Here is a 14106-nt window from a genome sequence, read left to right as displayed (position 1 = left end):
CTACACTGTCACGATAGAAGGTTTGGCTAAAATGGTCACTGGTTTTATCGTTTGCTCAATAGGAGACGAGATGAATTAAGCTATGTACCAAACTCATCCACTTGTATAGGCAATAATAATAGCTATGTTCAACTTTATGAAGAAAAAAACCACCAAAACCGAAACACCGCAGCAGCAGGCAGAACGTGATAGTGCCGTTGATAAAGTATTGCTTGGGTATGAGATAGGAACAGTCAGTATTGCGACGATGGTCACAGGACTTGAGCGTGACGGCGAGGCGCTGACGCTAGACTTGCGCCTGCCACAAGGCAGCAACCCTGAAGCTGTCCAACAAGAGCTTGGCCAGTTGCTGCATCCGCATGGCATTACCACGATTCATATGAATGTGCGCCTGCCTGCTCCAGAAAAAGGGTCAGGTTCAAGCTTACCAAAGCAGATGCCAAAGACAACCAATGCGATGGAGTCCCAGCCTTCATCTGGCGTTAATAACAACGTGAGTAATGCCAATAACGCTAACGCTGAGCCGCCAATTACCAAAGCAGCACCTACGCAAGCTTCATTAGCTGCGCATCCTCGTATCCACCATATTATTGTTGTGGCATCAGGTAAGGGCGGCGTTGGCAAATCAACGACGACTGTGAACATCGCACTGGCATTACAAAAGCTGGGTAACCGCGTGGGCGTGCTTGATGCGGATATATATGGGCCTAGTATGCCGACAATGCTAGGTGTTGCCGATGTGAAGCCGCAATTAGAAAACGAGCAGTTCGTTCCGGTTGATGCGCATGGAATAGCGATGCTCTCCATTGGTAGTTTGCTCGATGGGGAGAACACACCAGTTGCGTGGCGTGGGCCAAAGGCGACAGGTGCGCTGATGCAGCTTTATAATCAAACCAACTGGCCACAGCTAGATTACTTGGTGATTGACATGCCGCCAGGTACGGGCGATATACAGCTGACCTTAGCACAGCGTATCCCAGTGACAGGCGCTGTCATCGTCACGACGCCGCAGCACGTTGCACTACTTGATGCGCAGAAAGGTATTGAGATGTTTAACAAAACCAGTATTCCTGTGCTTGGTGTTGTTGAAAACATGGCGCTGCACACTTGTAGTAACTGCAACCATACCGAAGCGATTTTTGGTACTGGCGGTGGTGAGATTATCGCTGAGCAGTATCAGGTGCCGCTATTAGGGCAACTACCACTTGCCAGTGGTATCCGCGCCCAAGTCGATAAAGGGGAGCCAAGTGTATTGGCTGATGATGAGTTTGCGAATTACTATATCAATATAGCCAAAAACATCGAGACTAATATTGATAAATTTGCTAAGCCTGTTGATGATAAACGTATATTTTAATCGTTTATGATGATTGTTTATCAATAACAAATTAGCCTAAGCAAATATAAAGTTAAAAGCACTTTTATTCTAACAAAGAAGCAAGGAAACTTTGTGAGTGTATCTATTTATCAAAGTCATTTAGAGGCTGCGCCCAAGCAGTACACGTTATTAAAAATGCTGCGTCCGCCCGTGTATGAAATTGAGCTATCAAATAACCAGCTGATTGGCGTTTGCTACTATAAAGATGGTAGTAGCAAGCGCTATCAAGTCAATGCAACCTTTAGTAATAGGCGAATGGTGATTGCCGATTTTTTGTCAGCAGTAGAGGCGATGGCGGCTTTATTGTTAAAGTTTCCCAAGCATCCTTTTGGGACAAATGGTTTTGCCGTAGCAAATGTGACGCAGGAGCTGGCCGATGGACTCACTGCAATAGAGGTCAAAGCCATTACAGAAGCTATTTGGGCCGCATCAAGGCAAGCAAAAAGAACAGTGATAAGTACCGAAGTAAGCTATCAAGGACAAGTGATTAGTCAGTAATAAATGCAAGACAAGGATGTCATAGCAATGCATGGACCTATTAAAAGCGACAAGGTAGATAATGTAGCTTACGCAAATATCATTTCTACGGATATAAAGCCACAAGCTATCGAACAGCTCATCCAAAATGGTCAGCCGCAATTTGGGGTGTTCTCGCAAGTTAAACAAATCAATTATCTCGATTATTACAGTCCGCTAATCTCGCAAAAACCATTATCAAACTGGCGTAAAGACTTCAAGGCCAATCAATTCTGTTTTGTCCAAATCATCGAGCCGCCTTTTAGAGTATGTCTCGCACTGGCAACGATTAAGATTGCCACTAGTGCTTTTGTTTATGTTTACAATGAAGAGACTGCACAATTAGAGATTGGGGAAGCCTTGCAGCCAGTTACGCGCCGTAGTGAATTTAAAGGCGATCACTATCAAGGGCAGATGTCTTTTACCCATAGCAAGCTTAGCCTAACGCTAGGTTTTACCCCAGAGCAGGTGAGTATAGAGCTTGATAGCCAATATCTAGCAGTCCATGCAAAATTAGAGCGTCAGCAGCAGCCGCTTGCGATATGTACGCCAACAGGCAGACGCGGTTGGACGTTTACCCAAAAAGAGCCGTTGAGCGCTGCTAGCGGCGAGATAATTATCAAAGCGGGTGCACAGATAACCGCTGATAGTCAGCAGCAAAAACTTGAATTGAGCAAGACAACAAGAGCCAATCTAGATTGGACACTGGGTTATATGCGTCATGAGACCAATTGGTTTTGGACTTGTATCAACAGCTACCTAGCAGATGGTCGGCATTTTTTATTGAATCTCTCTATGGGTGTCAATGATACAGGTCTAAGTGAGAATGCTTGTTGGCTCGATGGCGAGATTTTTTATCTGCCGCCTGTATTATTTGAGCGTAAAGATACGAATGACTCCTCTGCCAATACTTGGCACATTTATCATCGAAGCTTAGGCTGGAGCAGTGTCGATATCGATTTAACTTTCACGCCGATTAGAGTCTACAAAAAAACAGACAATTTCGGCGTTGTCGCCAGCATCTTTGAGCAGTGGCTAGGGGAGTACAGCGGAGAGATACGCTTAGCTGGGCAAGTGCTACGCTTGGATAAGGTAATGGGACTAGCGGAAGATCACTTTGCAAAATGGTAATATCTGACTCAAGCTGAATAGCGAGTGGATACTTTTATCTCGCGTAAAACCTATAAATTGAGCCATCAATTCCGTATAATCATCGCTATTAAAAATTTGCTAAGGAATAACAATGTCTATTAAGTCTGACCGCTGGATTCGTAAAATGGCCGAAGAGCACGGCATGATCGAGCCATACGAGCCAGGTCAAGTGCGCTTCAATGATGCAGGCGAGCGTTTGGTGAGCTACGGTACCTCAAGCTACGGTTACGATGTACGCTGTGCGCCTGAATTCAAAGTCTTTACCAACGTCCATTCAGTCGTTGTTGATCCTAAAAACTTCGATGATAAAAGCTTTATCGATATCGTCGGTGATGAGTGTATCATTCCGCCAAACTCGTTTGCCTTAGCACGTACGATGGAATATTTCCGTATTCCACGCGACGTACTGACTATTTGCCTAGGCAAGTCGACTTACGCGCGTTGCGGTATTATCGTCAACGTAACGCCGCTTGAGCCTGAATGGGAAGGTCATGTGACACTTGAATTTAGTAACACTACCAATCTACCAGCTCGTATTTATGCAGGTGAAGGCGTGGCACAAATGCTGTTTTTCCAAAGCGATGCCGATGACGTGTGCGAGACCAGCTACAAAGATCGCGGCGGTAAATACCAAGGTCAGCGCGGCGTGACCTTGCCGAGAACCTAGTTAAAGATAAAGTCTCAAGTCTTTGAGCAGCCAATAAAAAAGCCAGTTATATCAAATATGACTGGCTTTTTATTATGTGAAAAATAATCAGTTTGAATGGCTGATTACTTCAGCACTTTCAACCCTGCTTTGTTATCACGTTTCGGTTTAGGTGCGGTAGCAGATTTTTTGCTAGCAATCGATGCGTCGTCGTCTTCTGGTACATAGTTATCATATTCTTTTGGATCAAAGAACATCCCTTGCGAATTTTCTTTAGCATAAATGCCCATTACTGCCGTGAGCGGTACCCAAATCTCCTGTGAGACGCCCCCAAAACGCGCACTAAAATGTATGTAGTCATTTTCCATACTCATATTACCCGTAGCACGGCTGGCGATATTTAGTACGATACGGCCGTCTTGCACATGCTCTGTTGGTATCTGTACGTTATCAGCAGTAGCATCGACCATCAAGTATGGCGTCAAGGCGTTGTCTTCTATCCATTGATATAGTGCACGTACCATATAAGGACGGGTAGGTGTAATAGAGGTGGTTTCGCTCATCTAATGATTTCCTATACTAATGATGTTCAATAATGAAAAGATATTTTATTTAGCAAATTATCGCACAATAAGTGCAAGTCAATTTCTATTATATTGGTACTTATTCTAAGGCAGCTTCTTACACTTGTCTAATCAACGTACGCTTTTTTGGAAGCTACTGCGCTCAAACACTCTCGTTTGATATTCAAACAGTGGACGGCTAATAGCACGTGGCAGCTCAATACCCATCTCATCCAATCGCCATAATAGTGGTGCTAATAGTACGTCACACCAACCAAACTCATCAGCCATAAAATAAGGCTTGTGAGCAAACAGGGGTGATAGAGTAATCAACGAATCACTGAGTTGTTTTTTGGCAACAGCAGCTTGTGCTTTATTAAAACTATCTGGATGCGTGAGGAGGCGCTTACCGAGTACGAGCCAATCACGTTGAATGCGCCAAGCCAATTGGCGAAACTGTGCACGTTCTTGCGGTGTCTCAGGAAGCAGTTTATTGGTATGATAACGCTCTTCAAGATATTCAAAAATAACATTAATCTCATAAAGCGCAATCTCACGCTGCTGCAATACAGGTAAGGTATGATAAGGGTTTAGCTCAGTCAAATCTTCAGGGCGCTCAGAATGTAGACGAGACAAATAGTAAGCAAGCTTTTTTTCTTCAAGTAATAGGCGTACCACATGACTGTCGTAGCCATCATCAGCATATAAAATTAGCTGACTACTTGGAATGTCATTCGCATCAATCATGAAAGCCTAATGTTAAGAGTGAAGGTTGTCATCGTAAACAAACTCGCAGCGTTTATCAAGGTAGTGTACGTAAACATTAGCGCTGAGTGGCTTATTTTCCGGCTTATCTGGTATTTCAGCTTAATGTCAAAGCACAAAAAAAGGCACTACCGAAGTAGTGCCTTTTTTAATTATCAGAACTGTCTGCTAATTATTACTTATTTGACATCTTTCCAGAATTCTTTGTTCAACAAGTAAACTGGGATGAGTAGTACTAATAAGAATAAAATAACAAAGAAACCAATTACTTGACGGTCGTGACGAGCAGGCTCACCCATCCAAGCCATAAAGTTTACTAAGTCACCAACTTCAGATTCAAACTCTTCTTGGCTCAACTCTTCTTGCATGTTGTGCAAAACGTGAGGCATAGCAGCATTTTTGAGCACTAGATTGTTGGCGCCCCAAGGACGGTTTGGATCTTCGTAAAACGATAGTAGGTAAGTATATACCCAGTCATCGCCACGCAGTCTTGTCTCAAGTGATAAATCAGGAGGCGCTGCGCCAAACCAAGATGCTTGAATCTCAGGGTCGATCTCAGCAGTAATATGGTCACCGATTTGATCGGTGGTAACCATCAAATACTTTTCAACCAACTCAGGCGGTATCTCTAAATCTTGTGCAATACGCGAATGACGAACATATTTGGCTGAGTGACACCCAGCGCAGTAGTTCATAAAGATTTTCGCGCCGTTCTGTAGTGAGCCCTTATTGGTAAAATCAATAGGCGCTGTACTACAAGCCAAATGCTCATCAACACCTTCAGCATTAGTAAACGTGCCACAACCACTGCCTTCAGCCATTGCTGTACCAGCAGTCAAGGTCAATGCCGCGCCTAAGCCTAGACCAGCTAGGGATTTCATTAGCGTGCTCATTAGTGACCTCCGGTAACGCGTTCTGGTGGCTGTTTACACTTCTCAATGGCAGTATAGAACGGCATCAGTAAGAAGAACAAGAAATATAGAATCGTGAATACACGAGCCATAATAGTCGCAGTTGGCGTTGCAGGTGTCGCACCTAAATAGCCAAGTACGATAAAGCTAATAGCAAAGACAGTCAATGCAATCTTAGATAAGATACCTTTGTAACGCATTGAGCGTACAGGCGATCTATCAAGCCATGGAATCAAGAACAGTACAGCAATAGCAGCACCCATGGCGATAACGCCACCAAGCTTGTCAGGAACTGCACGCAAGATAGCGTAGAATGGTGTGTAGTACCATACTGGTGCAATATGCGCTGGTGTTTTCAGTGAGTTGGCAGTCTCAAAGTTTGGTGGCTCAAGGAAGAAGCCGCCGCCTTCTGGGAAGAAGAATACCACTGCAAAGAAACAGATAAAGAATACTACAATACCCACCATATCATGCACAGTGTAGTATGGATGGAATTCGATACCGTCTAATGGTACGCCATTTTTGTCTTTTAGCTTCTTAATATCGATACCATCAGGATTGTTAGAACCTACATGGTGCAATGCGACAATGTGCATGAAGACCAAGCCCACAAGGACCAATGGAATAGCGACAACGTGTAGCGCAAAGAAGCGGTTTAGGGTGATACCTGAGATGATATAGTCACCACGTACCCATTCAGCAAGACCGTCACCAATTACCGGCAGCGCTGCAGGTAGGTTTAAGATAACCTGTGCACCCCAGAATGACATGTTGCCCCACGGTAGTAGGTAACCGAAGAAACCTTCAGCCATAAGAGCCAAATAGATGCCCATGCCGATGAGCCAAATAAGCTCACGAGGTTTTTGATATGAGCCGTAGAGCAGTGCTCTAAACATATGCAAATACACCACGACAAAGAACGCTGAGGCGCCAGTCGAGTGCATATAACGGATGAGCCAACCGCCTTTGACATCACGCATGATGTATTCTACAGACGCAAATGCGCCCTCGGCACTAGGGTTGTACATCATGGTCAGCCATATACCAGTCACCAATTGGTTGACCAGTACAATCATTGATAGCACGCCAAAGAAGTACCAAAAGTTGAAGTTCTTTGGTGCGTAGTACTTTGACATGTGGTATTCGTAGGTTTCAGTCGCTGGAAAACGCGCGTCCACCCAATGCATTAACTTTTTACCTATACTCATGTTAAGCCTCCCCAACCGTCAAAATGGTACCATCCATACCATATTCTGGAACGGGTAAATTAAGCGGTGCAGGAACGCCACTATATACGCGGCCTGCTAAGTCATATTTTGACCCGTGGCACGGACAGAAAAACCCGCCGTACCAATCATTGCCACCTAAATCCACCGCGCCCACATCAGGACGGTAGTTTGGTGCACAGCCTAAATGAGTACAAACGCCTTCCACAACCAATATGGTTGGTTCTATCGAGCGAGTAGGGTTTTTGCAATATTCTGGCTGTAGAGACGCATCAGACTCAGGATCAGATAATAAAGGCGTAACTGATTCTAGTCCTGCGACCATGTCTTCTGTGCGTTTAACGACATAAATAGGTTTGCCACGGTATTTGACAACAATCATTTGTCCATCTTCGATAGCACCAATATCTTGGGTTACTGCAGCCCCTGCAGCCTCAGCTTTAGCGCTTGGGTACCAAGAACGGACAAAAGGTGTCGCCACGGCAGCTACCCCAGCTGCACCAATCGCGGCAGTTGAGGCAATAAGAACTCTACGGCGTTGTACATTAACGCCTTCGGCTTGGCTCATTAATACTTCCTCCAGGTGAATGAAATGGGATTATCCCACACTGGGTTTGTGGCTTAGAAAATATACAATATCAAGCCACTTTAGCTGTGCCTAATTTTGCTAATTGTTACTATTCTAAGCTATTTCGGTGATAAAATAAATTATTGCGTTAAAAATAAAGCAACCTTAATAGGGCATATTAGGGGGTTGAATATGACAACCATATTAAAACAGTCGGATTATCAATGTTTAACGCCAACTTTGCTTTTATAGGGATTGTAAATGTCATGACCTTATAATTAATAAGGATTTTTCAGCAATAGCGAATGATACTTGAAATTACGAAAATGTTCACTAACTTTCACCATCTCACTACTGGATAAAACGTCATAAAACGAATATCACCACTCTATATAATAAAGTGGTGATGCTTTCAGAATAATTAATAATGCTTTATCAGACTATCAGAAACTTGTTTATCGAAATACGCAATGCAAAGTACATATGCGATATTCTAATAAATGTGGCTAGAGAAGTGCCATTATTAGCCTTCAAGCTCGCTCCAACGCTCAAGCTTACTCATCATTTCATCTTCGATTGTCAATAAACGCTCACTTGCGGCTGTCGCTGCATCAAAGTCGGTATTAAACCAAGAGCCATCAGCCAATTTTTCTTGTAGCTGAGTCTGTTCGGCTTCGAGTGCGGCGATTTCTTTTGGCAAGTTATCCAATTCACGCTGCTCATTATAATTCAGCTTTTTGGCTGCTTTTTTAGGCTTGATATCTGCGCCAGATTTGTTTGCTGCTTTTTTGCTGACCGTATTATTGGCAGGTGCTCTTGCCGCACGTGCTTCTTCTTCGCGGGTTTTTTGCACCAGATATTCTTGGTAGCCGCCGACATACTCTTTGACGATGCCATTGCCATTTTCATCCGTGTCAAATACCCAGGTGGAGGTGACCACATTGTCCATAAATGAGCGGTCATGACTGATCAGCAAGATGGTACCGTTAAAGCTGCTGACCGACTCTTCTAATAGCTCAAGCGTCGCCATGTCCAAATCGTTGGTTGGCTCATCGAGTACCAAAATATTAGCAGGTTTCAATAACTGCTTGGCCAGCAATACACGGTTACGCTCACCACCAGATAGTGCTTTGACAGGGGTACGTGCACGCTCTGGAGCGAATAAGAAGTCTTGCAAATAGCTCATGATATGTGTCTTGCGACCGCCAACTTCGACAAAGTCAGAACCTTCTGAGACGTTTTGCGCGACGCTGGCTTCAAGATCTAGCTGATCACGTAGCTGGTCAAAAAACGCGATTTTTAGATTGGTGCCCAGTTCAACACTACCCGTTTTAGTGACTTCATCGTCAGACATGTCGAGTAGGGCTTTGATAAGGGTGGTTTTACCAGCACCGTTAGGGCCGACAATACCGATTTTGTCGCCGCGCATAATAGTGGTCGTAAAGTTGTCAACCAGTACATTACCCTCATATTCAAGGTGCAGGTTTTTGACTTTACAAACGAGCTTGCCGCTTTTTTCGCCTTGACCCATCGTGATGTTTACATTGCCCACTTGCTCACGGCGTTCGCGGCGCTCTTCACGCAATGCTTTTAGTTCACGGACGCGGCCCTCATTGCGGGTACGGCGAGCTTTGATACCTTGGCGAATCCAGACTTCTTCTTGCGCCAGTTTTTTATCAAAATTGGCATTGTTCTTTTCCTCAGCAAGTAGCTGCTGCTCTTTTAGCTCTTGATAACGAGCGTAGCCTTTGGCGCCTTGAGTGACGTCATAGCTGGTCAATTGACCACGGTCAAGCTCTACAATACGAGTCGCAAGCTTATCAACGAATGCTCTATCGTGGGTGACAAACAGTAGAGTTAGACCTTGCCAATCGAGCAAGAAACGCTCTAACCACTCAATACTATCAACGTCTAGATGGTTGGTCGGCTCATCAAGTAAGAGTACATCAGGTTTGGTGACCAGCGCACGAGCAAGTAATACGCGGCGCTTACGGCCTCCAGATAGCGAGGAGAGGTCGTCCTCTGGGTCAAGCCCCATCGTTGTGATCAGACGCATGGCATCACGTTCTAAGTCCCAGCCATGGACGGCGTCGATATCATGCTGCAAGGTCGCCATGTGCTCGCAAGCGTCCATGTCGCCATTGGCGCACATATCGACTTGCTTGTTATAGTTAATGAGCAAGTCAGCTGTGCGGCGGCTACCGCCCATGACGATATCGAGTATGCGTCCGCTCGACTCGGGGACGTCTTGCTCAAGCATCGCAACACGCATGCTGCTGTTGGTAATAATCTCGCCACTGTCAGGCTGCAATGAGCCATTAATCAGTTTGAATAAAGTGGATTTACCTTCGCCATTGCGGCCAATCAAACACACACGCTCGCCTGAATTGATAGAAAAATCAATACCATCAAGAACAGGCGCAACGCCAAACGCTAAGTGAATGTCTTTTAAATGAATCAGTGCCATAGAGTATCTTAAGCTTATATAATAGTGAGGTAGGGGTTGTTGCAAAATTGCCAGCAGTATAACATGCCACCGCGCAACTGTAGTGCGAGTAAATAGTTTTATCAGTACTATTTATAGCTTTTATTCATAGTGGCTATTTTTTGATTAGCATGATGGGTTTAATGATGCCACTTAGGTTTTGCTACCTATTTTACTTGCTAAACCTTCCCACCTTATATTTACGATACTTTAGAGAAAAATATGAATCAATCTAATAACAAAGATGCTGCTGCGAGCATACAAGACGACTTGCAAACCCAAGTAATTGATCTGCAAATGAATGTAGCGCACCTTGAGATTACAGTAGAGAGACTTGATGAGGTGATTGCACGTCAAGATAAAGATATTCAGACATTACAGCGTCAGCTACAACTGATTTATAAGCAAATAGAAAATCAAGACCCAGAGAGTGGTATTGCCCCATTTGATGTGATGGCGGATAGACCACCACATTATTAAAAAATAATAGCAAGTAAGATAACCAGTAGTAAATGGTCGCAATATGTGTATTTTTAGATAAAGGTACCCTTTGGTGACTTAATAGTCATAATATGGAAATAATGTATTTTGGCAGTTGTTTTAGTGTTAAAAAATCTTTACTATCTTCCACCTCGGATGCTGCTTACTTAAGAGAATTAAGTAAAGCAGTAAAACAATGCGGATGTTTGGAGATGTAAAATGCGCGCCACCTTTCACTTAAAAACTCTTGCAGTAGCTGTTGCTGCTCTATCTGTCGCTAGCGCTGCTAGTGCTGCTGGTCTTGATCGCTCAGGTCAAGATGTCACCGCATTCTTACAAGATGGCACTTATGCTGAAGCTGTCTATACCTATATCGATGCGGACGTGACGGGTAAAGATACTTCAGGTAATAAGATTGATGATATCGCAGAGTCTTATGACTTTTTCCGTTATGGCGTAAAAACAGACATTAACGACACGTTTAGTGTTGGCGTCTTATATGATGAGCCTTTTGGCGCAGCCGCTGACTATACTGGTGATAATAACTTTGTAAATGCAAACGGTGAGGGTACTAACGTAGAAGTACGTACAGAGAGTATTACTGGTATCCTTGGTGCGAAGTTTGGTCAAAATAAAAACTTCCAAGTATACGGTGGCCCAGTTGCTCAGCGCGTAAAGGCAGATGTAAAGCTACGCGGTCCTGCTTATGAAGCTGCGAACGGTTACACTACGAATATTAATGCTGATCAAGATTACGGTTATATCGCAGGCGTAGCTTATAGCAAGCCTGAAATTGCGTTAAAAGCATCATTAACATACCGATCGGAAATCGAACATAACGCTCAAGCATCTGAAATTTATCCTGTTGTAGGTTCTGGTCTTATACCAGCTCCTGTGGTTTCTGCACTTGGCCTGTCAACAAACAGAGTTGATAGCATTGAAATAACTACGCCTGAATCAGTGAACTTTGATTTTCAAACTGGCATCAACCCTACAACCCTAGCGACTGCAAAAGTACGTTGGGTACCATGGAGTGATTTTGCTATCGTACCATCACTATATAACGATGTTAGCAAGATTTCGACTCAGGATGATAAGGGGTTAGCGTTAGTTAGCTATGATGACGACCAATGGCAAGTAGAGCTAGGATTGGCTAAGCGTGTCGCGCCAGCACTTGCTATCAGTGGTACTGTTGGTTGGGACAGTGGTGCAGGTAACCCAGTCACCTCATTAGGTCCTATCGAAGGCTATTATAGCGCTGGTCTTGGCGCGAAATATAATGTGACCGAAAACTGGGCGATATCTGCTGGTGGTAAATACTTATGGTTCGGTGATGCCAAAGGTCAAATCCCAACTAAGACGATCGTTAGTGATTTCGAAAGTAACGATGGTTTTGTATTGGGTGTAAAGGTATCTTACCAAGCTCAGTAAATCACAAATAAATTATGTGATACTGTTTGCTACTAATATAAAAAAGCGATCCTTTAAGGGTCGCTTTTTTATTATGTGTTTTTAGAAATCACATTTAACAGACTATAGGTAAAAATATTTATTTTATGACTATAGACCTCACCGTAAAAATCACACTAAGGATAAAAAGTAAACCACAGCATTTTATTTATATCTTATATGTACTGTTCAGTCATAATTGAGAAATAAAGCACTTTAAATGTTGTTTTAGTGTCAAAAAGACATTAGTATTCAACTTAGGACTAAACTTTAGTAATACCAGTATTAAGCATAGCAATGCTACATAATGGTTATTAAAGTATTAATACAACAAGGACCGTTGGAGATACACAATGCGCACTACCTTTCATTTGAAAACCCTCGCAGTAGCTATTGCTACTCTCTCTGTTGCTAGCGTAACCAACGCTGCTGGTCTTGATCGTTCAGGTCAAGATGTCACTGCTTTTTTTCAAGATGGCACTTACGCTGAAGCGGTCTATACTTATATTGACGCTGATGTAAGCGGCTACGATAGTGCTAACAATAATCCTTCTCAAAATGACTATGAGCGTGGTGATAAAACGGGTGATATTGCTGAATCTTATGACTTCTTTCGCTATGGCGTAAAAGCTGATATCAACGACACGTTCAGTGTGGGTGTGCTATATGACGAGCCCTTTGGTGCTGCCGCTGAATATACTGGCGATAGCAATTTTGTTTCTAAAGGTGACTTGAACGCATCTATTCAGCAATTAACTAACGGTAGATTCAATGGTGCAACCATAGGTGATGAAATCGTTAGATTGACAGATGCTGCCAATAATACTGCATTACCAGATAATATAAGAGCTGATGCTAAAGCTGGTGCTACATCACTTAGTACTGCAGTAGCGATAGCACGAGCTGAAGCAGGTAATGCAGGCGAAAATACTAATGTAGAAGTCCGTAGCCAAAGTTTGACTGGTATTCTTGGAATGAAATTCGGCGCGAATAAGAACTTCCAAATTTATGGTGGTCCAGTTGCTCAGCGTATCCAATCTGAAACCAAACTGCGTGGCTTAGCTTATGGACCTGCTACTGGCTATACGTCAAACAGCAATCCTGATATGGATTATGGTTATATCGCAGGTATTGCCTATAGCAAGCCTGAAATTGCTCTAAAAGCAGCGTTGACTTATCGTTCTGAGATTGACCATGATATAGAAATATCCGAGTCCTATCCTTTAGTAGCAATTAGAGCTATAGCAGCAGGAGCTACTCCAGAACAAGCAGCAGCAGCAGCAAATAGAGACAGTACATACGAAATTACCACGCCTAAATCAGTCAATTTTGATTTCCAGACTGGTATTAATCCTACAACTCTAGCAACGGCAAAAGTGCGTTGGGTACCATGGAGCGATTTTGTCATCACACCACCACTTTATAACGACACTAGTAAAATAAGTTATGGTCCTGATGGTTTGGACTTGGTTGAATACGATGATGACCAATGGCAAGTGGAGCTTGGTCTTGCCAAGCGTGTTGCACCAGCACTTGCTATCAGTGGTACTGTGGGTTGGGATAGTGGTGCCGGTGATCCAACAACGTCGTTAGGTCCTATCGATGGCTATTACAGCGTCGGTCTTGGTGCCAAATACAATGTGACGGAAAACTGGGCAGTGTCTGCTGGTGGTAAATACTTATGGTTCGGTGATGCAAAAGGTCGTCTACCTAGTGGAAAAATCGTTGGTGATTTCCAAGATAATGATGGTTATATTGCTGGTTTAAAGCTTTCTTATCAGGGTAAATAATCGATTTGTATCTCCTGTAGATAATAAAAAGCGGCCTATCATAGGTCGCTTTTTTATTGATTCCAATATTTTGAAGTGAATAAAAACTCTTAGATATGGAAAGATATTTAGAGTGTTTTACAGAGAGTAAATTAATAACTGATAGCTACAACGGTAACCCTCCCAAACTTAAGACAC

General features: G+C 43.4%; 13 protein-coding genes. 7 read left to right on the top strand and 6 right to left on the bottom strand.

Going from position 1 to position 14106, the window contains the following annotated elements; genetic code table 11:
• The first annotated feature begins 124 nt into the window (after positions 1-124).
• From apbC to dcd, 4 genes are all read left to right on the top strand, one after another.
• On the top strand, positions 125-1357 hold the full coding sequence (gene apbC, locus AS194_RS03755) for an iron-sulfur cluster carrier protein ApbC (RefSeq protein WP_058024141.1): 1233 nt from the start codon (positions 125-127) through the stop codon (positions 1355-1357).
• Positions 1358-1450: 93 nt separating this feature from the next.
• Positions 1451-1876: a hypothetical protein gene (locus tag AS194_RS03750; RefSeq protein WP_058024140.1), complete on the top strand. Its 426-nt coding sequence runs from the start codon at positions 1451-1453 to the stop codon at positions 1874-1876.
• Positions 1877-1903: 27 nt separating this feature from the next.
• Positions 1904-3025, top strand: a complete 1122-nt coding sequence (locus AS194_RS03745; RefSeq protein WP_058024139.1) for a DUF2804 domain-containing protein — start codon at positions 1904-1906, stop codon at positions 3023-3025.
• A gap of 112 nt (positions 3026-3137) precedes the next feature.
• A complete protein-coding gene (gene dcd, locus AS194_RS03740; protein WP_058024138.1) occupies positions 3138-3713 on the top strand; it encodes a dCTP deaminase in 576 nt (191 codons plus the stop codon).
• 104 nt (positions 3714-3817) lie between these two features.
• Here dcd and AS194_RS03735 read toward each other — a convergent pair whose 3' ends face one another.
• The 6 genes from AS194_RS03735 to AS194_RS03710 all read right to left on the bottom strand — a co-directional run bounded on the left by AS194_RS03735 (position 3818) and on the right by AS194_RS03710 (position 10192).
• On the bottom strand, positions 3818-4255 hold the full coding sequence (locus AS194_RS03735) for a ClpXP protease specificity-enhancing factor (RefSeq protein ID WP_058024137.1): 438 nt from the start codon (positions 4253-4255) through the stop codon (positions 3818-3820).
• Positions 4256-4387: 132 nt separating this feature from the next.
• The gene (locus tag AS194_RS03730) at positions 4388-5002 is read right to left on the bottom strand and encodes a glutathione S-transferase N-terminal domain-containing protein (protein ID WP_058024136.1); all 615 of its coding nucleotides are present in this window, start codon (positions 5000-5002) and stop codon (positions 4388-4390) included.
• A gap of 197 nt (positions 5003-5199) precedes the next feature.
• Entirely contained in the window at positions 5200-5913 is a 714-nt protein-coding gene (locus tag AS194_RS03725; RefSeq protein ID WP_058024135.1) for a cytochrome c1, read from the bottom strand.
• Positions 5913-7118, bottom strand: a complete 1206-nt coding sequence (locus AS194_RS03720; protein ID WP_179207292.1) for a cytochrome b — start codon at positions 7116-7118, stop codon at positions 5913-5915. Before AS194_RS03720 ends, AS194_RS03725 begins: the two co-directional genes overlap by 1 nt.
• A 22-nt stretch (positions 7119-7140) precedes the next feature.
• On the bottom strand, positions 7141-7725 hold the full coding sequence (gene petA, locus AS194_RS03715; RefSeq protein WP_058024133.1) for a ubiquinol-cytochrome c reductase iron-sulfur subunit: 585 nt from the start codon (positions 7723-7725) through the stop codon (positions 7141-7143).
• A 523-nt stretch (positions 7726-8248) separates the two neighbouring features.
• The gene (locus AS194_RS03710; protein ID WP_058024132.1) at positions 8249-10192 is read right to left on the bottom strand and encodes an ATP-binding cassette domain-containing protein; all 1944 of its coding nucleotides are present in this window, start codon (positions 10190-10192) and stop codon (positions 8249-8251) included.
• Between the two features lie 240 nt (positions 10193-10432).
• Between AS194_RS03710 and AS194_RS03705 the strand changes: the two genes are divergently transcribed.
• The 3 genes from AS194_RS03705 (at position 10433) to AS194_RS03695 (ending at position 13929) form a co-directional block, all read left to right on the top strand.
• On the top strand, positions 10433-10690 hold the full coding sequence (locus AS194_RS03705; RefSeq protein ID WP_058024131.1) for a SlyX family protein: 258 nt from the start codon (positions 10433-10435) through the stop codon (positions 10688-10690).
• 219 nt (positions 10691-10909) lie between these two features.
• Positions 10910-12121 carry an OmpP1/FadL family transporter gene (locus tag AS194_RS03700; protein ID WP_058024130.1) on the top strand — a complete coding sequence of 404 codons (1212 nt, stop codon included), beginning with the start codon at positions 10910-10912 and terminating at the stop codon, positions 12119-12121.
• A 371-nt stretch (positions 12122-12492) separates the two neighbouring features.
• A complete protein-coding gene (locus tag AS194_RS03695) occupies positions 12493-13929 on the top strand; it encodes an outer membrane protein transport protein (protein ID WP_058024129.1) in 1437 nt (478 codons plus the stop codon).
• The last annotated feature ends 177 nt before the right edge of the window (positions 13930-14106 follow it).

The organism is Psychrobacter piscatorii (genome assembly GCF_001444505.1).
In the GTDB taxonomy this organism is placed as follows: Bacteria; Pseudomonadota; Gammaproteobacteria; order Pseudomonadales; family Moraxellaceae; genus Psychrobacter; species Psychrobacter piscatorii_B.
Note: the sequence above shows the minus strand (reverse complement) of the source record. Positions and strands in the feature narration are given on the sequence as shown.